The sequence below is a fragment of the Gramella sp. MAR_2010_147 genome (genome assembly GCF_900105135.1).
Taxonomy (GTDB): domain Bacteria; phylum Bacteroidota; class Bacteroidia; order Flavobacteriales; family Flavobacteriaceae; genus Christiangramia.
Genome location: NZ_LT629741.1, coordinates 61,417 through 83,381, shown reverse-complemented (window position 1 = coordinate 83,381; position 21,965 = coordinate 61,417). Strand labels below are relative to the sequence as shown.

Genomic DNA, 21,965 nt, shown 5'->3' with positions numbered 1-21,965 from the left:
TTTGCAAACCCAACGTATATCTTATTCTATAATATTTGAGATATAATAAGGGTTGATGCAACCAACATATAATAAAAAGACATGCCCAAAAACCGGTGTTACTTTTAATTACTATTTATTCTGAATAATACAAATATCGTCTAATTTTTAATGATTTTTTTAAACACAAAAATTGATGTGATTTTGTATTTTAGCCAAAACCCATTTCTGGATTAAAATTCATAATATTTCTTCAGAAATCAGATTAATTTAAAATTAATCACATTAAAACAATCGAATTCTTGTAAAAAGCTCAAAATAATGGATATCAAGTTTAATAAAAATGAAGATTATAATAAACTATTGGTTTCCTCTCTAAAACAGAAGCTTGCAAAAGTGAAACTGGGCGGTGGAGAGAAACGAATAGAAAAACATCATTCTAAAGGTAAAATGACTGCCAGAGAACGAATCGATTTTCTTTTAGATGATAACGAAAAATCAATAGAAATTGGTGCTTTTGCCGGGGAAGGAATGTATGAGGAGCATGGCGGATGTCCAAGCGGAGGTGTAGTAGTAAAAATAGGCCATGTATCTGGTAAGCAATGTATTGTTGTAGCAAACGATGCTACAGTTAAGGCGGGTGCCTGGTTTCCTATCACCGGAAAAAAGAACCTGAGAGCCCAGGAAATCGCCATAGAAAACAGATTGCCTATAATTTACCTGGTAGATAGTGCCGGAGTTTACCTGCCAATGCAGGATGAGATATTTCCTGATAAAGAACATTTCGGAAGAATATTTCGAAACAATGCGGTAATGAGCAGTATGGGAATCACTCAAATCGCTGCTGTGATGGGAAGTTGTGTCGCTGGAGGCGCATATCTCCCAATTATGAGTGACGAAGCACTCATCGTTGAGAAAACAGGAAGTATATTTCTGGCCGGAAGCTACCTGGTTAAGGCAGCTATTGGTGAATCTATAGATAATGAAACACTTGGTGGGGCAACCACCCATTCTGAGATTAGCGGAGTAACCGATTATAAGGCAAAAGATGATAAAGATGCGCTAAACAAGATCCAGAATATCATGGATAAGATCGGTGATTTTGATAAAGCCGGATATAGCCACAAGAAATCTGCTAAACCAAAAGAAAATCCAGAAGATATCTACGGATTACTTCCGAAGAAAAGAAGTGATCAATACGATATGCACAAGATCATTGAAAGGCTGGTGGACAACTCAGAATTTGAAGAGTATAAAGAGGGGTATGGACAAACCATTATTACCGGCTACGCCAGAATTGACGGATGGGCTGTTGGAATTGTTGCCAATCAGCGTAAGATCGTTAAGACTAAAAAAGGGGAAATGCAGTTTGGCGGAGTGATCTATTCAGATTCAGCCGATAAGGCTACCCGTTTTATCGCAAATTGTAATCAGAAAAAAATTCCCCTCGTATTCCTACAAGATGTAACCGGATTTATGGTGGGCAGCAAAAGTGAACATGGTGGAATTATTAAAGACGGTGCCAAAATGGTAAATGCCGTAAGTAATTCTGTAGTCCCAAAATTCACTATTATTATTGGGAATTCCTACGGCGCTGGAAATTATGCCATGTGTGGAAAAGCTTATGACCCTAGATTAATTGCCGCATGGCCAAGTGCAGAGCTGGCGGTTATGGGAGGCACCCAGGCTGCCAAAGTACTCGCTCAAATAGAGACGGCGTCTATGCAGAAGAAAGGTGAAAAGGTAGACGAAAAGAAGGAGAAGGAAGTATTTGAGAAACTGAAAGCTAAATATGATGAGCAGACTTCTGCTTATTACGCAGCGGCCAGATTATGGACAGACGCCGTTATAGATCCTTTAGATACCAGAAAATGGATCTCTATGGGAATAGAAGCAGCCAACCATGCCCCTATTGAAAAAGATTTTAATATGGGCGTAATTCAGACGTGATTTATGAAGAGAGCATTCCTTCTTATTATTGCGATATTTATAAGTTTTTATTCTTTCAGCCAGGACACTATTAAACAACATCGGCCGGTAAAAAAGTTTATTCCTCTTGAGGTATATGAAAATCACTTTGGAAAGACTTCTGACACTACTGAATTTATGTACAAGGATAATGATACATTGGTTCGGGTTCCTAATGATTTTGATCCTTTTGAAGATCAGGATGGTGTAAAAGTTGAATATGAACCTAAAGACTCTACTTTTCTAAGTATTTATAAGAATATAGTTTACAACACCGGTAAGTCCGGAACTTCCAAAGAAAGAATGCGTTATTGGAAGGATGAGATCAAAATTTATTTTGATGAGAGCGTTCCCGCTTTGCATTCAAAAGAATTGATGGATTTTGCAGAAAATATTTCTAAAGGAATTGACTCCCTTAACATTAGCAGAAATTTTATTCCGGAAAAAGCGAATTATCATGTTTACTACCTCAACAGAGAACATACTACCGACTATGAGCCTAGAATAGGAAACTCAAAAGGCGGCTATTATATCAGCTGGAATGGAAAACAACAAATCTATGATGCAAAACTTAAAATAAATACAGAACTAAATAAAGGAGACAAATATCAAATTCAGCACCTGAAATTTCATTTTTTTAAATCTTTAGGACATTTTAAATCTTCTGAACAGCTCAAATGTGAGAGTTATCTTTCTGCCTGCAACACAAGCAGAGAAATAACTCCGATAGATTTGGAGCTCCTGAGCTATCATTATTCCTATGACATTTGTAAAGGGGTGGATCTGAATACTTTTACTGAACAAACCGAAAGGTTTAACAAGCAATTAAAAGAAGAACCCAATTCTAAAATATATGTAATTCATGTGGAATAAATTACTCATTGTAATCGCCCTTTTTACAGGTTTTTTTTCCGAAGCTCAGATCGTTGGAGAAAACCATTCTAATTATACCGAAGCGGATACGTTAAGAGGTTCGCTTAGGCCAGAACGTACCAATTTCGATGTCAAAAAATATCATCTAAAACTTAAGATTGAACCGGAAAAGCAATTTATCTCTGGATCCAATACGATCAGTTTTAAAGTACAGGAAGATTTGCCGGTGATGCAGCTGGATCTTTTCGAGAATATGCAAATCGATTCAATTATACATAATAACAAAGCATTGAAATATGAGCGTAAATACAATGCTGTTTTTATCAATTTTGAGGACACTTTAAAAAAAGGAGCTTTAGACTCTATTCAGTTTTATTATCACGGAAATCCTATTATAGCCGAAAATGCGCCCTGGGACGGGGGATTTGTATGGTCTGAAGATAAAAATGGGAATCCGTGGATTGGTGTCGCTGTTCAGGGAACAGGGGCCAGTTTATGGTATCCTAATAAAGATCATCAAAGTGACGAACCCGAAGAAGCCAGAATGGATATCGCAGTTCCAACGGGTCTTACCAATGTTTCTAATGGTCGATTTATTAAAAAAACTGATCTTAAGAATGGATTTACTGAGTGGAGCTGGAAAGTGATAAACCCGATTAACAATTACAATATTATGATCAATGTCGGGAAATACGCTCACTTTTCAGATAGATACAAAGACCTCGATCTTGATTATTATGTACTGGAATATAATCTAAACAAAGCCAAAGAACAGTTTGCAGAAGTAAAAGATATGATGGCTTGCTTTTACGAAAAAATGGGACCTTATCCTTTTGAAGAGGACGGGTTTAAACTTGTGGAAACTCCATACCTCGGCATGGAACATCAAAGTGCCGTGGCGTATGGGAATGAATACAAAAAAGGATATTTAGGAAGAGATCTATCAGGTACCGGAATTGGTTTAAAATGGGATTATATCATCATTCATGAATCTGGACATGAATGGTATGGAAATAGTATCACCGCAATAGATATTGCAGATATGTGGATACAGGAAGGTTTTACCAGCTATACTGAAAGTATTTATGTAGAATGTCGCTGGGGAAAACAAGAAGCCTTGGAATATCTTCGGGGTACCAGAAGAGGTGTAAGAAATAAAGAGACAATTATTGGTGATTACGGGGTAAATGCTGAAGGTTCAGGCGACATGTATTTTAAAGGGGCCAATATTTTAAATACTATTAGAAGTATTTACGATAATGATGAATTATGGTGGGATACATTTAGGAACTATACCAAAACATTTAAGCATCAAACAATCACTACCATCGACACTGAAGAGTTCTTTAATAAAGCTACCAAAGTAGACTTACAACCTGTTTTTGATCAATATTTAAGGCATGCTTCGCTACCGGTTCTTCAGTTAAGACAGGCAGATGACCAGATACTATATCGCTGGAAAGCCAATGTGGCAAATTTCAAAATGCCTGTAGACCTTATCATTGATGAAGAGGAAATAAGATTCTACCCAACTTCTGAATGGCAATCTTTTGAGACCGGAGAAGAACTGGATGAGCTAAAGGTAAATGACCTTGAATTCTATATTAATACTGAAATAGTAAAATAACCAAAAGGCACATAAAAAATAATATTTTCAGACTCAATCGCTCTGTATTACATTGATTTTTAGTAAATTAATGTAAATTTTCTCATTATGTTAAGCATCAAATCACTTAATAAATGGGCCAATGCACATACGTACTATTGGTTAGATGTCTTAAGGGTAGCTCTGGGTGTTTTCTTTTTTATTAAGGGGATCAATTTTATTTCTCAAACTGAAACCCTGGTAGAATTAATTGAACCACTTAGAGGTTTTGGCGGGACTATGTTAGTTGTTCATTATGTAGCTTCGGCACATCTTGTAGGCGGAATCCTAATTGCTTTTGGACTTCTTACCAGATGGGCTCTCATAGTTCAAATACCAATTCTTCTTGGAGCGATTCTCATTAATTTCCTTGGAATTATGATGGTCCCTAATCTTATCCTGGCACTGGTAGTATCTGCATTTACCATTTTTTTCATCTTTTATGGCTCCGGAAAACATTCCGCAGACTATTTGATGAAAATGGGTTATTAGGCCACCAATTTTTAGTTTTCAGCTTCTTCCGAAGGAATTAGCATAAGATTCCTTTGCCTTTTATTTACATATCTAAACCCATTTTCGCCCCAAAACCCTGCTTCTTCCAGCATGATCCTGATATTTTTATTCCATTCGGGAATTTCCACCTCCGTATTTAACTCTATTGCATATACCGTATTTTCAAATAACGAGTAATCTCCAGTTCCCGGAACGCCGTCCTGCTGATCCCACATTCCAATAGTTGGCCCTGCAGAATGCCCATACAAACCAAGAGGATGTGTATATATGGAAGCTTTTAATCCCTTATTTTTTGCTTCTTCTAAACTTCGACTTAATATTTCATTTCCGCTTAATCCGGTTTCAAAATTTGAAGTAAGAATATCCTGAAGTTCATTTCCCCTGTTAAAAGCCTGTTGAAGAAATTCAGGCGCCTCTACTTCCCCTTCCCTAAGTACATAGGCCATTTGCTGACAATCTGTATTTAATCCCAAATAGGTAACCCCAAAATCACAATGCAGCAAATCCCCTGGCAGAATTACAGAACTTCCGTTATCGTTTGAAAAAGCGGTGATATGATCTACTAGCTTTTCTTCATTTCTTTGAATATCCACGGTGGGATGAAACCATGTTTCCAACCCCAGATCTGTAACTTTCTGTCGCATCCACCATACCACATCATCCGTGGTGGTCACCCCTGGCTGGATCACTCCTGAACTGAATGCCTCATCAATAATGTCATGAGTAAGTGCTACCAAAGAACTATAAATCGTCATCTCCCGGAAAGTTCTTGTCTCGATCCAACCTACTGCAAGATCTTCGGCAGATATGATTCTGTTCTTATACTCATCTGGTAATGCAGCAGTAAATTCATCGAAATCGGTTTTTACCAATCCATCTGCAATCCCAAAGTTTTTTGAAATATTGAGACCTATTTTTTCTGGATCCCTATCTTTTATAATATCAACAAGAGCTTCCCATTGATCTGGCTGTTTCTCCTTATCCCAGGCCGAATCTATATTTTTCCCAATATTATACCTGGCAATCGCCAGTTTCTCGAGTGTATCCTGAGACTTATCCCGGTTAAAAACCAGAATTGTCCTTCTTCTCGCATTTAACCAGGTAGATGGAAGCATGGTTCTTAATACCGGGTCTTCATTATATTCGCGGGAGATCAAAATCCACATATCAATTCCGGTCCTGTCCATAAGGTCTGGTAGCACCTCGTTAAACCGTTCATCAAGTATTTGATCTACAATTTTAGACCTTTCTCGTTCAGCAAGAATCTGGCTCTGTGCTATATTTGTAAATATGAGCACTAACAGCAGAAGTATTTTTTTCATGTAATGTTGTATTTAACTCACCTTACTTTTCAGCGTATTTTCGCGGTGAATTTTGCCATTGGGAGTTTCTTCAAATTTTTCTATAAGATAGATTTTCTTTGGCTTTTCATATTTATCTAAAGATTTAATATGATCGATCTTTTCTTTAAGCTGATCTATAGTCTCTTCTGAAAAATCGTCTTCTACGAAAAGGATCAGCTTCTCACCCAGGGAATCATCGGGCATGGAAGTAACAAAAAACCGACGATCAAGCACTTTATTCAACTTTTGCTCGATCTGCTCTGGAAATAACTTAATACCTCCTGAGTTTATAATGTTATCATACCTGCCTTTCCAAAGAAATTTCTTGTATGTAATGATCTCCACCACATCGTTGGTAATAATTTCTTCGTCCAGAATATTTGGAGCTTTAATTATTAGACAACCTCTATCATCCTGAGCTATACTTACATTTGGCATTAATTTGAAGGGTCGCTCATTTTTTTTCTTTTTCTCCGGATTGAGTTTTTTTGCGGCTATGTGACTGCAGGTTTCTGTCATGCCATAGGTTTCGAATAAAACCGAATCTACGTCTCTTAGCATTTTTCGCAGACGCGGTGAAACAGCTCCGCCACCAATGATCATTTTTTTAACGAGATGTAACCTTGCTATGGAATTATCTAATTGAAAAGGCGTCATTGCAGAAAAATCATAAACCTTAAAGACCCGATCTAAAGGATTTGAAGAAGGTGGTACGGTATCTAAATGCCAGCCTAGAAACATCGCCCTAACAAGCATCATTTTGCCCGCAATATATTCAGCAGGAAGACACATCAAAGCGGTCGTGTGTGCTGGTAATTTAAAGAATTTTGAAGTTGCCAAAGCAGAATTGATCATATGCTGCTTTTCCAGACGTATTTTTTTAGGTGTACCGGTAGAACCTGAAGTATGTACCTCTATATAAGACGTTGGTTTTAACCAGTCTAATAAAAAATCCCCTATTTGTTGCTCAAAAGGTTCCCCTTCTTTGATATAACTGTAAGCCACCTGTCTAAGCTCAACATTTGTAAAATGTCTTTTATTGAGCCTAAAATCTGGATGGGTTTCAGGTATTTTATATGTATTTGTCATATTCCAAACTAAGTTGATCAATAACTTATTACTGAAAGTTAACAAATTGCAATGAAATTCTTAAACATCTTCTGAAACATTTAGGATATCAGGCGATTGGAAAGCTTGTTAAATTGTTTAAAACTTAAAAAGTGAATGCACTAAGATTTTCATATTCTTCAACCTTTTCCGCATTTAACGCGTATTGATAAAGGCCTTCCGTACCAATTACGAACAAATGATCATTTTTAATAATTAAATCAAAAGCATCTACGGGTATCCCACCCAATAAATCTGGCATGGCAGGATTTGTAACATCAAAAATTCGTACAACGCCTTCATCAGTCACTAATAAATTATCGCCATAAAGCCCCAAACCTATAGGTCTATCCATATTCACGGTATTCAGTAATTGAGGAGCCATTGGATTCTCTACATTATAGATTTCTAACTGATTCACCTTACCTTCACATGAAGTGCTGGTATGTAAGGTCACATAAGCAAATGTCCCATCAGAAACCACAGGATCGCAACTTCTAACATGTTCAACTTCTGCTAGCTGCAAAGGGAATTCGGGATCTGAAATATCATAAATAAACATTCCAAGTCTGCTACCTACAAAGAGTTGCTCCCCTAAACTGTAAAGCGTTTCTATATCAAATCCAATATATTTTTCATTCACAAATTCAGGTTTATCCCGGTTACTGATATCAAAGATCCTGAGAGATTGGTTATCTACGGTATATAAATATTCACCGGCAAGGGTAAAACGTGCAAGAGAACCACCCACTCCATCTCCCTTCGCATCTCCACTAGGTCCACCGGCATTTTCGGTACTACACGAAATTAAGAAACCACACAAAATTGATAATAGAAACTTTTTCATATTGTCTTAATTTACGGGTTGATATCCTATTATTATCTGGTTCTCATCCACATCAAAATCTTCAGCCAGAAAACCGTCGGGAGAGTTGAGTCTTGGGAACACATTCTTTTCTCTGTGAAATATCTCTATTGAGGTTGTATTGTATCGCATAGCGACGAGATCTACGGCGTGATGAACATACATTGTATTGTTTCTAATTGCGAGATCTGTAGCCAGAGGAATTTCTATGAAGGATATATTTACCGGATCTTTTGGGTCACGATTGTCCAATACATGAAAGCCTTTATTAAGTTCATTAATAAAAACAATATCCCCGTTTACATAGATTTTGCCTGCTTCCTCGATCTGTCTTGGAGCACTTACAGAGATTGTACTTTCAAAGGTCTCCCTATTTAGAGTAACCGGTTCAAAAGAACTCTGATGGGAATCTGTACTTACTGGCTCATCATTACGATGGAGCCAGCACGACTGAAATAAAATATTAATAAAGAGTAAAAGAAGGATCTTCTTCATATTGGTTAGTTTCTAACTAGATACACAAAATGCTAAATGGTTGCGTCTCAAGCATTTTACAGATCATAAGTTTTAACCAATAAAAGATCTTTCTTAATAATCCTGAGCCTGGATGATCTCAGGCTTCTCTACCTTTCCGAATAATTTTTCCTTCCAGTTAGACCATTTGTATTTTTTTGCCATAATGAAAAGAAATAGCGGATAGATAACCAATACAGGAATTAATACATCCCAACCGGCAGAAGGTTCAGAAACATCCTTAAATATGGAATTTGTCTGAAAAGCGGTCCAGTCTGCAGTAACAAGTAGCGCGGTTAAAAGGTTATTTGCTGCGTGAAAACCTAGAGAAAGTTCAATACCTTCATCCATTAATGCCATGATACCCAGCATAAAACCGGTACCTATGTAGTAAACCATTATGATATTACCCAATTTTGTCACTTCCGGATTAAAAAAATGAAGTCCGCCAAAAATAACGGAAGTGATAATTAACGGGAGCCAGCGATTACGCCCTAGCACACCAATTCCCTGCATTAGGTATCCTCTAAAGAAATACTCTTCAAAACTGGTTTGTAGAGGAACAAATAATACGGCTACTACCAATAGAATTAGAAAGGGTTTTAATTCAAAATTCCACTGATAATCCTGCGGATTGCTATAATAATCTCCAACGGTGGTAAGAAGAATAAATACAGCTACGAGTCCAAATGCAAACCAGAATCGACTCCAATCTATTTTACTCCTTGAAGTGGTGAGAGAGCGTAAAGTTTGTCCATGAACCTGCTTTACGGCGATAAAAAGAAAGACCAAAGCCACCGCAAAAGACAGCAACATAAGAAAAAGGAAATAGTTAGAATCTAAAACGGTCATCATCTCACTCTCTGTAAGAGTTACAGTTTCTGCCACACCAAGCTCCATAAATAAAGCTGCCGTTAACGGAATTTGACCTACAAAAACCCCGGCAAGTACCATGACAACTCCAATAATATACCTCCAGAAATCGTGCTTAAATTTAAAAGCCTGTGCTATAAACATATTTTATCTAAAAATTAATCTCCCACTTTTTCGCAGGATTGTATTGGATATTCCCGTTATAAACTTCTAACGGACTCTCAAAATTATTGGTATATAGACCTCCGGTTCCTAAACCTTGTGGTAGCTCAGAATTTAGGGTAAACGTATATTGTGCAATTGCATTCAACCCAATATTACTTTCCAATGCACTGGTGACCCACCATTGTACATCATTGGTTTCACAGATATTTTTCCATTCTTCAGTTCCTCTAAAACCTCCGATCAAACTGGGCTTGAAAATAGCAAACTGAGGTTTTATTGTTTGTATGAGGTTTTCTTTTTCTGTTACATCTGTAATCCCAATTAACTCTTCATCCAGGGCAATAGGAAGTGGTGTTTTTCTGCACAGATTTGCCATTTCATTAATCTGTCCCTGTTTTACAGGCTGTTCTATACTATGCAGTTGGAATTTAGATAGTAAATTCAATTTTCTTAGTGCATCCTTAGGGGTAAAAGCACCATTAGCATCAACTCTTAATTCAATCTCCTTTTCAGAAAAATCCTCTCTAATAGATTCTAACAGATCAAGTTCTGTGTTAAAGTCAATGGCCCCTATTTTTAATTTGATGCAATTAAACCCCGCTTCGATCTTTTCTGAAATTTGCTCTTTCATAAATTGCTTATCACCCATCCAGATAAGCCCGTTTATGGGAATAGTTTTTTCTCCGAAAGTAAAAGCAGACGGAAACAGCAGAAAAGGATCTTTGGCATTCAGGCTTTTAAAAGCCATTTCCACCCCAAACTGAATGCTGGGAAACTCCCGAAGCTCTTCCCAAAGCATTTCTTCTCCAAGATTGATATTATTACACACCCATTTAAGCTTGTCTTCATAATCTGGACGATCGTCATGGCTAAGGCTTCTAAGGATTCCGCATTCCCCAATTCCGAAATTATCCCCGTCAGAAATTTTCAAAAACCAGGTTTCTTTTTCAGTAAGAACGCCCCGGGAAGTTCCGCTGGGGCGTTTAAAGTTGAGTATGTATTTTTTATAAGATGCCGTCATTTACAATTCTATTGATTCTCCAATGTCCAGCAACATCAAATCTTTCCCTTTTTCATAAAATTTCCTTTTAGCTTCTTCATGATCTATTTCGATATACCCAAAAGTATCATAATGACAGCCAATGATCTTATCACATTCTATAAAATCGCTTGCAATGATGGCGTCTTCAACACCCATGGTAAAGTTATCTCCAATGGGCAGGACAGCAATATCGAGTTTTGTATGCATTGGGATCAACTTCATATCCATCGTTAAAGCTGTATCCCCGGCGATATAAATGTTTTTATGCTCTCCTTCTATCACAAATCCGCCGGGCTGGCCTCCATAACTACCATCTGGAAAAGAGCTGGTGTGAATCGCATTCACATATTTCACTTTTCCGAATTCAAAATCCCAGCTTCCGCCATGATTCATTGGGTGAATTTCAAAACCTTTTGCTTCATAGTGATTGGCTATTTCAAAATTACTCACAATGACGGCTCCAGTATTTTTAGCTATAGCCTCTGCATCCAAGATATGATCCTGGTGAGCATGTGTGAGCAGGATATAATCAGCTTTTATATCTTTAATATCAACTTTATCTTTAGAAAGGTCATTCCCGGTAATAAATGGATCTACAATAACATTTATATCTCCTATTTTCAATGCCAGACTGTTCTGACCGTAAAATGTGATTTTCATAATTTCAGGTTTTATTTAAAAATAAGGATTCACAAAAAATATCCCGAAAGCAACACCGTATAATTTTGTTAAACTTATCGTTGAAGCTACCAAATTAAACCTAATGCAAAAAGCAGTGCAATTCCAAAGGTAGAAAGTGCGACAATTTTCAATTCTGGATCGAGTTTTTTAGGATCTTCATTGGTGACCACTCGTTTTAAATGAAAAATTAAAGGAATGAATGCCAGTACATATATAAAATCGTTCAGCTCTGATGATGTGATCGCGGAATAGATAAGCAGGCAGAACAAAGCTCCTAAAATGAGTATATAATGATAATCTTTTGCTTTTCTATCTCCCAGTTTCACTACCAGGGTAATCTTTCCCGCTTTTTCATCAGAAATTCGGTCTCTTAGATTATTCAAATTTAATACTGCTACGCTAAGCAATCCCATTGAAATAGCTGGAAACACACTAACTATTTCATGATCATGACTATATAAATAATACGAGCCATAGACAGCTACCAAACCAAAAAATAAGAACACAAAAATATCGCCCATCCCTCTGTAACCATAAGCTGAGTTCCCAACAGTATATTTAATGGCGGCAACGATGGCAGCGACCCCCAGCAGAAAAAATATGATCGCAGAAAGAATATTTTCACTTCCAAAAGCGGCATAAATAAGTAAAATCGCAAGCAATAAGGTAGCTACAGCGGTAATGATCATTGCCTGGAACATCTCTTTTTGAGTAATAAGACCGCTTTGTATGGCGCGTGCCGGTCCTATTCTATCTTCATTATCAGTTCCCTTTACACCGTCCCCATAATCGTTGGCAAAATTGGAAAGGATTTGTAGGCCCAGAGTAGTCCCTAAGGCCAGACTGAAAATTGCCAGATTAAAATGACCATCATAAGCAGCAATGCTGCTCCCCACAAGTATTCCTGAAATAGAAAGTGGTAGGGTTCTTAGCCTAGCGGCATTTATCCAGGATGAAATTCTGTTCATTCTAATTCATGATTTTTACAAGAAGTTCTTTTAAAAGATCCCCCTGAGAAATATTAGTTGCCCCTACTCCTTTGCTTTTTACATCAGTTTCCTGAAGCAGACTAATTGCATGGCTCACTTTTTTCATAGGATAATTCCTGGCTGCCGTAACATAATCACTAACAAAATAAGGACTTACTTTTAATTGCTTTGCAACAACTCCTTTAGATTTATCATTTAAACCATGGTATTGAAGTATCTGAGAAAAATATGAAAACAGCAACGATATTGTCACAACCATTGGATTATCCTTTGGATTCTGTGAGAAATAATTTATAATCCTGTGAGCTCTTAAAGAGTCTTTTTCTCCAATCGCTTTTCGAAGCTCAAAATTATTGAAGTCCTTACTTATCCCTATATTCTCTTCAATGATCTCGGGGCTTATTACCGTACCTGCCGGACAAATTAATTGAAGCTTTTCCAGCTCATTATCAATCTTTCCAAGATCTGTCCCTAAAAATTCCACGAGCATTTGAGAGGCTTTTGGAGAAATGGAATACCCGCGACTTTTTAAGTTTCTGGTGATCCAGTCTCCTACCTGATTTTCATATAAGCGCTTTCCTTCAAAAATCACCCCGGTCTTGTTTACAGCTTTATAAAGTTTTTTGCGTTTGTCTATTTTCTTGTACTTATAGCAAACTACCAGAACCGTTGTAGGCTGAGGATTCTCTGCATAATCCACCAGCTTTTCTATAGTTCTGGAAAGATCCTGGGCCTCCTTAACGATCACGACCTGCCTTTCAGCCATCATCGGGTATCGCTTAGCATTACTTACAATCTCATCAATGTTCGTATCTCTTCCGTAAATTAGCATCTGGTTAAAACCGCGCTCTTCTTCAGACAATACATTCTCTTCTATAAAGTCTGATATCCGGTCTATATAATAAGGCTCTTCGCCCATCAGGAAATAAATTGGCTTAATATTTCCTTTTTGAATATCATTTACAATCTGTCTGGCTTCGTCCATACGGAATTATGCGGAGGTTTTTGCTGAAAGAAATCTCAAAGAGTACCTTGCGAGCCTGTAATATTGTTTATTACTTTTGGTACATGCAAAAATTGAATTTCCCTCAATATTCATTTCGGTTCAAAAATAATCAAAATAAAATAGCTGTTTTTGATGATTTGAGGAAAAAATTTGTCATTCTTACCCCTGAAGAATGGGTGCGTCAACATTGCGTGAAATTCTTACAGAGTGAAAAGAATTACCCCTTAAGTCTTATTAATGTTGAAAAGCAACTCAAAATTGCGGGACTTACCAAGAGATATGATATTGTTGTTTTTGAACCTGATGGCAATATTCAAATAATCGTGGAATGCAAAGCCCCGAAAATTAAGATCACCCAAGATACATTTGACCAGATAGCGCGGTATAATTTAACTTTGAAAGCTAATTTTTTAATGGTCACGAACGGAATAGATCATTTTTTCTGTAAAATGGATTACGAAAATGAAAATTATATTTTTTTAAAAGATATTCCTGAATATTCCAAAGTATGAAAATAGCAGTCGTCATTTTAAACTGGAATGGAAAGTATCTATTAAAGGAATTTCTTCCCTCTGTAATTTCATTCTCTGAAGAAGCAAGTATATATGTTGCTGATAATGCCTCCAGTGATGGTTCTGTTGAATATTTAAAATTGAACCACCCTGAGGTCACTATCATCCGGAATAAAAAAAACGCAGGATATGCAGGAGGATATAATCTTGCCTTAAAAGAAGTTCCAGAAGACATCCATATTTTACTAAATAGTGATGTAGAAGTTACCGAAGACTGGTTACTCCCAATATTAGAAGTTTTTAATAGCGAACCTAAAACCGCTGCTGTTCAGCCAAAGATTCTGGATCACAAGAAGAAGGACCATTTTGAATATGCTGGCGCTGCCGGTGGGTATATCGATAAATTCGGATATCCGTTTTGCCGGGGAAGAATTTTTAACGAGCTTGAAGAAGATCTTGGACAATATAATAGTGACGAATATATTTTCTGGGCAAGTGGAGCCTGCCTGGCGATACGAAAGAATGCATTTGATGAAATTGGAGGATTAGATGAAGATTTCTTTGCTCATCAGGAAGAGATAGACCTTTGCTGGAGACTTTTGCATAAAGGTTATAAGATAAAATTTGTAAGTGCATCCAGAGTTTTTCATGTGGGCGGAGCTACATTAAAGGATATAAATCCTAAAAAAACATTCTATAATTTTAGAAACGGGCTTTTCTTACTTTTAAAGAACGTGGAGTCCTCACGACTTTTTTATATTTTATTTATTAGAATGATCCTGGATGGGATCGCTGCATTTAAATTTATTTTTGAAGGAAAATTCAATCATTTTCTCGCCATTTTAAAGGCCCATTCCAGCTTTTACAGGCATTACGGAAAAATTTATAAGAAAAGACCGAAAGAATTCATTTTCAGGAAATACTATCTTATTTCTTCCGTTGTATATGCACATTTTATTAAGAAAAAAAACAAGTTCCGGGATCTTTAAATATAAATAAAAAAGGAAATGTTAAAATACCTTTCCACCTTACTATTTTTTTGATATTTTTGATCCTTCTAACAATTTAAAATTTAAGAAACGAGTTATGAGAAAAATCATGCTTTTGTCGGCAACAGCTGCCATTTTGCTATCTTCATGTGTTTCACAGAAAAAATACAATGAACTGGAAACCAAGCAAAGAGAAACACAGGATCAATTAAATACCGCTACGGTTAAATTGAACTCTTGTCTTGATGAAAAAGATAGAATGACTGAGACTATTGGTAGACTAAACAATACCAATGCTGCACTATTAAATAACGTAGGAGATCTTGCTACCCTTTCAAAGAAAGAAGCTGAAAATCTTGAACGTTCTTTAGAGAGTATTAAAGAAAAAGATCTTGCTATCCGTTCTATGCAGGAAGCGATGAACAAGAAAGATTCAGTAACTCTTGCTCTTGTAACCAGTCTTAAAGGAGCTCTTGGAAACATGAGTGATGAAGATATTGAGATCAATGTTGAAAAAGGTGTCGTGTATGTATCTATTTCAGACAAGCTTTTATTTGATAGTGGTCGTTATAACATTACTCCACGTGCAAAAGAAGTACTTGGAAAAGTTGCAACCGTAGTAAAGAACAAGCCGAATATCGAATTTATGGTTGAAGGCCACACAGATGATAAAGCAATTAGCACTTCAATGTTCCAGGATAACTGGGATCTAAGTGTAAAACGTGCAACTTCTGTAGTAAGAGTGTTACAGGACGATTTTGGTGTTGAACCGGCTCGTATGACTGCTGCTGGTAGAAGTTATTATGTTCCTGTTGCTTCTAATGCAACTGCTGAAGGTCGTGCTAAGAACAGAAGAACAAGAATAGTTGTTCTTCCTAAGCTAGACCAGTTCTACAGTATGATTGAAGACGGAATGGAGAAAGCTACTTCTGGTGAAGAATAAGCATTTGAATTCACAATAAATTAAAAGCTTTGCTATCGCAAGGCTTTTTTTATTTTAACATTTAAAATTCTAGTAATCAGTATTTTGTATTAATTTTAGTCATACAATCACCTAAATATTAATGCTATGAAGAAGACAGATGTCTACATCTGGTGCAGTGGTGTGCTAATATTTACTTTACTGTTACAATCCTGCTCCAGGGAAGAAATTATTTCACAAATGTCAGTGAAAAATGACCTCAATTCTCATTTTAGCCAAATAAAAGGATCTGGAAATTTTTATTCCAAACCAGCGCCAGGCAATTTCTCTTTAAGTGATAGGTTCCAGAATGAATCTCTAGTCTCTATCCCGTGTGAATCTACCAGTTTCGGAGATGTTCTTTCCGGCTATTTTGAGAGTATTATTAAAGATCCTTTCTTCGATTTTGATCTTTTAAATTACTATCTGGAACTCAATAGAAAATATGTCACCTTTTATCGAGGTGAGAATTATTATGGCGAAAATGGAGAGTTCAATCAGCTTGCAAAGAAAAGAATACGGGAACTTATAAAGTTCTGGAATCTTGACCGGGAGATATATCTCAACGGTCAGCATACCGCTTTTCTAAATGATCGTGAAATTCTCACCGACATGATAGAAAGTTTTGATAGAACTGTTAGAAACAGAACTGAAGCCTATAAAAAAGCTGACCTATTATTAGAAATAAATAAAGCGTCATCTAACTTCCCTGAAAATCCGTATTTCGCATTTGACGGCTTTACCCGGTCTAATGGTTTATTGGTAATAGGTGACGGTCTGTTGGAGAGTATCATTGATATTGGAATTGACGGAGATCTGGCCTTTACGGCAATCCTTTCGCATGAATGGTGGCACCAGGCGCAATTCGAAAACCCGGACTGGGAAAATGTCAATCCAAATATGAGTCCGGCTGAAATATCAAGATTCTCTGAATTAGAAGCCGATTTTGCCGCTGCATATTTTTTAACTCACAAAAGAGGAGCTACCTACAACTGGAAAAGGATCGAAGAATACTTCAGGCTGTCGTTTAATGTTGGGGATTGTCTAACAGAAAGCACGAATCACCATGGAACTCCAAATCAAAGGCTGGAAGCAGCAGAATTGGGTTACAAGCTTGCTACATCAGCTCAAAAGAAGGGATTTATACTTAGTCCCACAGAAGTTCATAATGCTTTTCTGGAAGTTTATGAAAAGATAATTCTATAGCATAAACAAATATAAGAATCTTAAAAAGGTTACCTGAAAATGTAATTGTCATCAACCTGAATTCTGCTTTTCGCTAACTTATTTCACTGGCGAAAACCAGCTTTAAGTCTGAATAAATCCGGGCGAGACTTTGGCACATTTTCAGGCAACACCTATACTATAAAAAGTTACTTTTTAAGAAAGTCAATTAAAATTTTGTTGAATTCTGCTGTATGTGTAAGTACCAGACCGTGTGGCGCTTCCTCGATCACATGATATTCGCTTTTGGAAATCGCATCTGCGCTCTTCTTTCCTGAAATTTCTATAGGTACGATTTGATCTGCATCCCCATGCACCACAAGTGTTGGCACATCAATTTTTTTAAGGTCATCTCTAAAATCTGTCAGGCCAAAAGAATCAATGCATTCTAAAGTGGCATTCGGCGAAGCATTGCAAGCTATAGACCAGTAGTAATCTGCCATTTCCTCGCTTATACGGTCTCCAACTTTATCAAAATTCACGAATTGCTTTCCGAAACCTTTTAAAAACGCTGGCCGATCCTTCTTGATTTCCTTTTTAAAACCTTCAAACACTTCTTTTTCAAGTCCGTCTGGATTGTTGTCTGTTTTCAACATAAATGGAGGAACAGCAGAAATAAGTCCTGCTTTCGACAATTTAGAAGTTCCATAATTTCCAATATATCTGGCTACTTCGCCTCCACCCATTGAAAATCCTACGATACTAACCTCAGAAAGATCAAGCCTGGTAATAATATCATTTAAATCCTTTGCCAGGCTATCATAATCATAATTTGTCCAGGGCTTATCACTATCTCCAAATCCTCTCCTGTCGTAAGCGATACACCTAAAACCGGCTTCTACAACTTCATTGATCTGATATTCCCACATGCGATGACTTAATGGCCATCCATGGATGAGGATCACGGGTTTTCCTTCCCCGTAATCTTCATAATATAGATTGATGTTTTTTCCTTTTTCTTTACTCGTAGTCTCAATAAAACTCATAACAATATATTTTCTACTGAAAGTATGAATGTTGAATTCTATTTAAAAGAAAGAAGCTGACTTTAATATGTAATTAACTTGAATGGAGCGATTTTCAGAAGATTTTCACATGATCTCAAGACTTCCTTTGCCTTCTCTAATCACTTCAGGATTGGGAGTGGTAAGATCAATCACCGTTGAAGGAATATTATCTCCATACCCACCATCTATCACAATATCTACTAAATGATCCCATTTTTCCTTGATAAGTTCTGGATCGGTCCCATATTCTAAAACCTCATCATCGTCCCTTATGGAAGTAGAAACGATGGGATTGCCAAGACTACTTACTATAGCCTTACAAATATTATTATCTGGAACACGAATACCTACCGTTTTTTTCTTTTTGAAAACATTAGGAAGGTTATTCCCTCCCGGTAGAATGAAGGTATATGGTCCCGGCAAGGATCGTTTAAGTATCTTAAATGTTGCTGTATCTATTTGCTTCACGTAGTCTGAAAGGTTGCTTAGATCTTCACAAACAAAAGAAAAATTAGCTTTTTCCAGTTTCACTTTTTTTATCTGTGCTATCTTTTCCAAAGCGGCTACATTGGTAATATCGCATCCTAACCCATAAATGGTATCAGTTGGATAAATTATGAGTCCTCCTTTGCGAAGGGTCTCAACTACTTTATTAATATGTTTTGGAGCCGGGTTCTCGTCGTAAATGCGCAGTAATTCTGCCATAATCTAATATTTTTTAATCTATTGAAAACTAATTTTTACTACAACAGTTAGATACGAAGGATTATTCTAACTTCTCAACTTCACTTTCAAGCTTTAATACCTTAGCACCATCTTCCTGCTCAATATACAAGGCTTTATTTCCTTCTTCTCCGTTTCTGGTTATATCACTGCCATCTATTTTCTTTGTGACTTCCCTAGTGTAGCTGGAAACAACTTTTCCAGTTGCAGTTCCATTTCCCCATTTCCATTTTACGCTGCTTCCTTCCCTTATCATTTTTCCTTTCAAGATAAAAAATATAAGTTATACTTTCTTCTAAATGAAGTTCTGTGAAGCCGATTTTACATGATTTTTAACAAAACCATTCGTATTCAAGTTAGAAGTAAGCTTTTAAGAAATAATAACTAATAACACACTACTAACCGGAACATCTTAGTAACCTATAAGCCTCAAAAATCTTTAAATAAAAAAGAGACCCTGTTAAGGTCTCTAAAAAACTATGTTTTTGTTTGGTTTTTGAAATTTTAATAAAGGTAGGGCTCTATTAAATTCTCGAAGCTAATATATGTAAAAAATACATGACTACAAATCACTGATTATGACAGCACTTTCAACTTAGCAAAACGCAATAGCAGTTTCTTTATTCCGCCCTGATCGAAATCTATTTCGGCTTTTCTATCCTGTCCTGCGCCTTCTATTTTTAAAACCTTACCTCTTCCAAAACGCATATGCTCCACTTCGTTCCCTTGTGAAAGATCTAATGTATTTCGTGCTTTTGAAGGCTCTGAAGCAGCTGGTTTTAATTTTCTGAGTTTTCTAAGCTGTTCTTCTGATGGTTTATGAGCAGGTGGTGGAGTTCCACTTTTTGGTTTTGTTTGTCTCAGCCTGCTTTTATCTACCTCATCCCCAAAAATATCGGTATCAATTAATGGCTTGTACTTATAATCATCCTGAGGCACCATTAGATCAAGGTATTGATCGTCTATCTCCTCAATAAATCGACTTGGTTCCGCATCGACCAGTTTTCCCCAGCGATAACGTGAGAGGGTATAAGTTAAATATGCCTGTTTTTCTGCCCTTGTTAATGCCACATAAAAAAGGCGACGTTCCTCTTCCAGCTCACTTCTGGTATTCATACTCATTGCTGAAGGAAAAAGATCTTCTTCCATTCCAACGATGTAGACATATGGAAATTCAAGACCTTTGGCCAGGTGAATCGTCATAAGCGCCACTCTGTCGTCATCTCCGGTATCATTATCAAGATCGGTGGCGAGAGCCACATCTTCTAGAAATTCAGAAAGAGAGCCCGTAGCATCTGCCAGCTCTTTCTGACCTTCTACAAAATCCCGAATACCGTTTAGCAATTCTTCAATATTTTCAATTCTGGCGATACCTTCTGGCGTCCCGTCTTTCTTTAGTTCCTGAACCAATCCCGTCTTTTTGGTAACAGTTTCAGCAATCTGAAAGGCATCACTGGTCTCATTCATGATCGCAAAACTGCGAATCATATTCACAAAATTTTCCAGTTTGGTTTGGGTACCGCGATTGATTTTAAGATCGAGCTTCCCCAGATTTTGAATAACTTCAAACATAGATCGGTTATGCTCATTGGCAGCAATAGCCAATCTATCCATAGTAGTTTGCCCAATTCCGCGAGAAGGATAGTTTATCACCCTCTTTAAAGCTTCTTCATCCCTCGGGTTTAAAATAAGCCTTAAGTAAGAAAGCACATCTTTGATCTCCTTTCTTTGATAGAAAGAAAGACCTCCATAGATTCTATACGGAATATCCTTTTTTCTTAGAGCGTCTTCCATCGCCCTACTCTGGGCATTGGTTCTATAAAGAATCGCAAAATCGCCGTTATCCATCTGATTTTGCATCCTATTCTCAAAAATTGAACTGGCTACATATCTTCCTTCTTCCCCATCTGTAAGCAATCTGTTCACAATAATCTTTGGGCCGTCTTCATTAGCCGTCCAAACGATCTTATCGAGCTTTGTTTTGTTCTTATCAATAATAGAATTGGCAGCCTCCACAATATTTTTTGAAGAACGATAATTCTGTTCCAGGCGATACATTTGAACGTCCTCATAATCCTTTTGGAAATTCAAAATATTATTAATGTTGGCTCCTCGGAAAGCATAAATACTTTGGGCATCATCTCCCACCACACATATATTCTGGAATTTATCTGAAAGGGCTCTTACAATTAAATACTGAGAATGGTTGGTATCCTGATACTCGTCCACCAGAATGTATTTAAACCTGCTTTGATATTTATGAAGCACCTCTGGAAAGCGATTTAGAAGCTCATTGGTTTTCAGAAGCAGATCATCAAAATCCATGGCCCCGGCTTTAAAACATCTGTCTACATATGCTTTGTAAATTTCACCAAGGCGTGGTTTTTTAGACATCGCATCAGCTTCCCGAAGTTCAGGATTCTGGAAATATGCCTTTACGGTAATAAGACTGTTTTTATAAGAGGAAATTCGGTTGTAGACCTGTTTATATTTATACACATCTTTATCAAGCCTCATTTCCTTTATGATCGCCCTGATCACACTATGGGAATCCTGGGTATCATAAATGGTGAAATTGGAAGGATACCCCAATTTATCTGCCTCGAACCTCAATATCTTAGCGAAAACCGAATGGAAAGTACCCATCCATAGATTTTTAGCCTCACTGCTTCCAACGATCTTGGAGATACGTTGCTTCATTTCTCTTGCCGCCTTATTGGTAAAGGTGAGCGAAAGAATATTGAAGGCATCTACCCCCTGATTCATCAAATAAGCGATTCTATAAGTAAGCACCCGTGTTTTACCGGAACCTGCTCCGGCAATTACGATCATGGGGCCATCTTTTTGCAGCACCGGAGCCCTCTGTGCATCATTCAATTCAGCTAAATAAGCTTCCAAATTTTCTCCGTTTTTAAAAACTGAAAGGTAACCAAAATGCACAAAAAAGGAAACCTGACGGCATGCCTTTTTTAAACAATTACGTTTAT

At 37.1% G+C, this 21,965-nt stretch carries 21 protein-coding genes; 8 read left to right on the top strand and 13 right to left on the bottom strand.

Annotated features, from left to right (window positions below; genetic code table 11):
• Positions 1–300: 300 nt before the first annotated feature.
• From BLT95_RS00410 to BLT95_RS00395, 4 genes are all read left to right on the top strand, one after another.
• On the top strand, positions 301–1,929 hold the full coding sequence (locus tag BLT95_RS00410; RefSeq protein WP_089664111.1) for a carboxyl transferase domain-containing protein: 1,629 nt from the start codon (positions 301–303) through the stop codon (positions 1,927–1,929).
• Between the two features lie 3 nt (positions 1,930–1,932).
• The gene (locus tag BLT95_RS00405) at positions 1,933–2,820 is read left to right on the top strand and encodes a hypothetical protein (protein WP_089664110.1); all 888 of its coding nucleotides are present in this window, start codon (positions 1,933–1,935) and stop codon (positions 2,818–2,820) included.
• Positions 2,810–4,447: a M1 family metallopeptidase gene (locus BLT95_RS00400; RefSeq protein WP_089664109.1), complete on the top strand. Its 1,638-nt coding sequence runs from the start codon at positions 2,810–2,812 to the stop codon at positions 4,445–4,447. The genes BLT95_RS00405 and BLT95_RS00400 overlap by 11 nt, the downstream gene beginning before the upstream one ends.
• 87 nt (positions 4,448–4,534) lie before the next feature.
• A complete protein-coding gene (locus BLT95_RS00395) occupies positions 4,535–4,957 on the top strand; it encodes a DoxX family protein (protein ID WP_089664108.1) in 423 nt (140 codons plus the stop codon).
• 11 nt (positions 4,958–4,968) lie between these two features.
• On the opposite strand, the gene BLT95_RS00390 is transcribed toward BLT95_RS00395, so the two are convergent.
• The 9 genes from BLT95_RS00390 to holA all read right to left on the bottom strand — a co-directional run bounded on the left by BLT95_RS00390 (position 4,969) and on the right by holA (position 13,541).
• Positions 4,969–6,300, bottom strand: coding sequence for a M24 family metallopeptidase (locus BLT95_RS00390; RefSeq protein ID WP_089664107.1), 1,332 nt, complete (start codon positions 6,298–6,300; stop codon positions 4,969–4,971).
• 12 nt (positions 6,301–6,312) lie between these two features.
• On the bottom strand, positions 6,313–7,410 hold the full coding sequence (locus tag BLT95_RS00385) for an AMP-binding protein (RefSeq protein ID WP_089664106.1): 1,098 nt from the start codon (positions 7,408–7,410) through the stop codon (positions 6,313–6,315).
• Between the two features lie 124 nt (positions 7,411–7,534).
• Positions 7,535–8,275 carry a hypothetical protein gene (locus BLT95_RS00380; protein ID WP_089664105.1) on the bottom strand — a complete coding sequence of 247 codons (741 nt, stop codon included), beginning with the start codon at positions 8,273–8,275 and terminating at the stop codon, positions 7,535–7,537.
• A gap of 6 nt (positions 8,276–8,281) precedes the next feature.
• Positions 8,282–8,788 (bottom strand): hypothetical protein, encoded by a 507-nt coding sequence (locus BLT95_RS00375; RefSeq protein WP_089664104.1) that lies wholly within the window; start codon positions 8,786–8,788, stop codon positions 8,282–8,284.
• Positions 8,789–8,881: 93 nt separating this feature from the next.
• Positions 8,882–9,823 carry a CPBP family intramembrane glutamic endopeptidase gene (locus BLT95_RS00370; protein ID WP_089664103.1) on the bottom strand — a complete coding sequence of 314 codons (942 nt, stop codon included), beginning with the start codon at positions 9,821–9,823 and terminating at the stop codon, positions 8,882–8,884.
• A 7-nt stretch (positions 9,824–9,830) separates the two neighbouring features.
• On the bottom strand, positions 9,831–10,865 hold the full coding sequence (locus tag BLT95_RS00365) for an o-succinylbenzoate synthase (protein WP_089664102.1): 1,035 nt from the start codon (positions 10,863–10,865) through the stop codon (positions 9,831–9,833).
• Positions 10,866–11,546 carry a metal-dependent hydrolase gene (locus BLT95_RS00360; RefSeq protein WP_089664101.1) on the bottom strand — a complete coding sequence of 227 codons (681 nt, stop codon included), beginning with the start codon at positions 11,544–11,546 and terminating at the stop codon, positions 10,866–10,868. It abuts the gene before it with no gap.
• Between the two features lie 86 nt (positions 11,547–11,632).
• Complete coding sequence (locus BLT95_RS00355) at positions 11,633–12,535, bottom strand: 1,4-dihydroxy-2-naphthoate polyprenyltransferase (RefSeq protein ID WP_089664100.1); 903 nt, start codon at positions 12,533–12,535, stop codon at positions 11,633–11,635.
• Position 12,536: 1 nt separating this feature from the next.
• The gene (holA, locus tag BLT95_RS00350; RefSeq protein ID WP_089664099.1) at positions 12,537–13,541 is read right to left on the bottom strand and encodes a DNA polymerase III subunit delta; all 1,005 of its coding nucleotides are present in this window, start codon (positions 13,539–13,541) and stop codon (positions 12,537–12,539) included.
• A gap of 83 nt (positions 13,542–13,624) precedes the next feature.
• Between holA and BLT95_RS00345 the strand changes: the two genes are divergently transcribed.
• From BLT95_RS00345 to BLT95_RS00330, 4 genes are all read left to right on the top strand, one after another.
• Entirely contained in the window at positions 13,625–14,074 is a 450-nt protein-coding gene (locus BLT95_RS00345; protein ID WP_089664098.1) for a type I restriction enzyme HsdR N-terminal domain-containing protein, read from the top strand.
• Positions 14,071–15,063: a glycosyltransferase family 2 protein gene (locus BLT95_RS00340; protein WP_089664097.1), complete on the top strand. Its 993-nt coding sequence runs from the start codon at positions 14,071–14,073 to the stop codon at positions 15,061–15,063. The genes BLT95_RS00345 and BLT95_RS00340 overlap by 4 nt, the downstream gene beginning before the upstream one ends.
• A gap of 97 nt (positions 15,064–15,160) precedes the next feature.
• Positions 15,161–16,006, top strand: coding sequence for an OmpA family protein (locus tag BLT95_RS00335; protein ID WP_089664096.1), 846 nt, complete (start codon positions 15,161–15,163; stop codon positions 16,004–16,006).
• 126 nt (positions 16,007–16,132) lie between these two features.
• Positions 16,133–17,230, top strand: a complete 1,098-nt coding sequence (locus tag BLT95_RS00330) for a hypothetical protein (RefSeq protein ID WP_157717995.1) — start codon at positions 16,133–16,135, stop codon at positions 17,228–17,230.
• A 167-nt stretch (positions 17,231–17,397) separates the two neighbouring features.
• On the opposite strand, the gene BLT95_RS00325 is transcribed toward BLT95_RS00330, so the two are convergent.
• The 4 genes from BLT95_RS00325 to BLT95_RS00310 form a co-directional block, all read right to left on the bottom strand.
• Positions 17,398–18,234 (bottom strand): alpha/beta hydrolase, encoded by an 837-nt coding sequence (locus tag BLT95_RS00325; RefSeq protein WP_089664094.1) that lies wholly within the window; start codon positions 18,232–18,234, stop codon positions 17,398–17,400.
• Positions 18,235–18,339: 105 nt separating this feature from the next.
• Positions 18,340–18,960: an L-threonylcarbamoyladenylate synthase gene (locus BLT95_RS00320; protein ID WP_089664093.1), complete on the bottom strand. Its 621-nt coding sequence runs from the start codon at positions 18,958–18,960 to the stop codon at positions 18,340–18,342.
• 61 nt (positions 18,961–19,021) lie between these two features.
• On the bottom strand, positions 19,022–19,234 hold the full coding sequence (locus BLT95_RS00315; protein WP_089666800.1) for a DUF2945 domain-containing protein: 213 nt from the start codon (positions 19,232–19,234) through the stop codon (positions 19,022–19,024).
• A gap of 320 nt (positions 19,235–19,554) precedes the next feature.
• The gene (locus tag BLT95_RS00310; RefSeq protein ID WP_089666799.1) at positions 19,555–21,876 is read right to left on the bottom strand and encodes a UvrD-helicase domain-containing protein; all 2,322 of its coding nucleotides are present in this window, start codon (positions 21,874–21,876) and stop codon (positions 19,555–19,557) included.
• Positions 21,877–21,965: the final 89 nt, after the last annotated feature.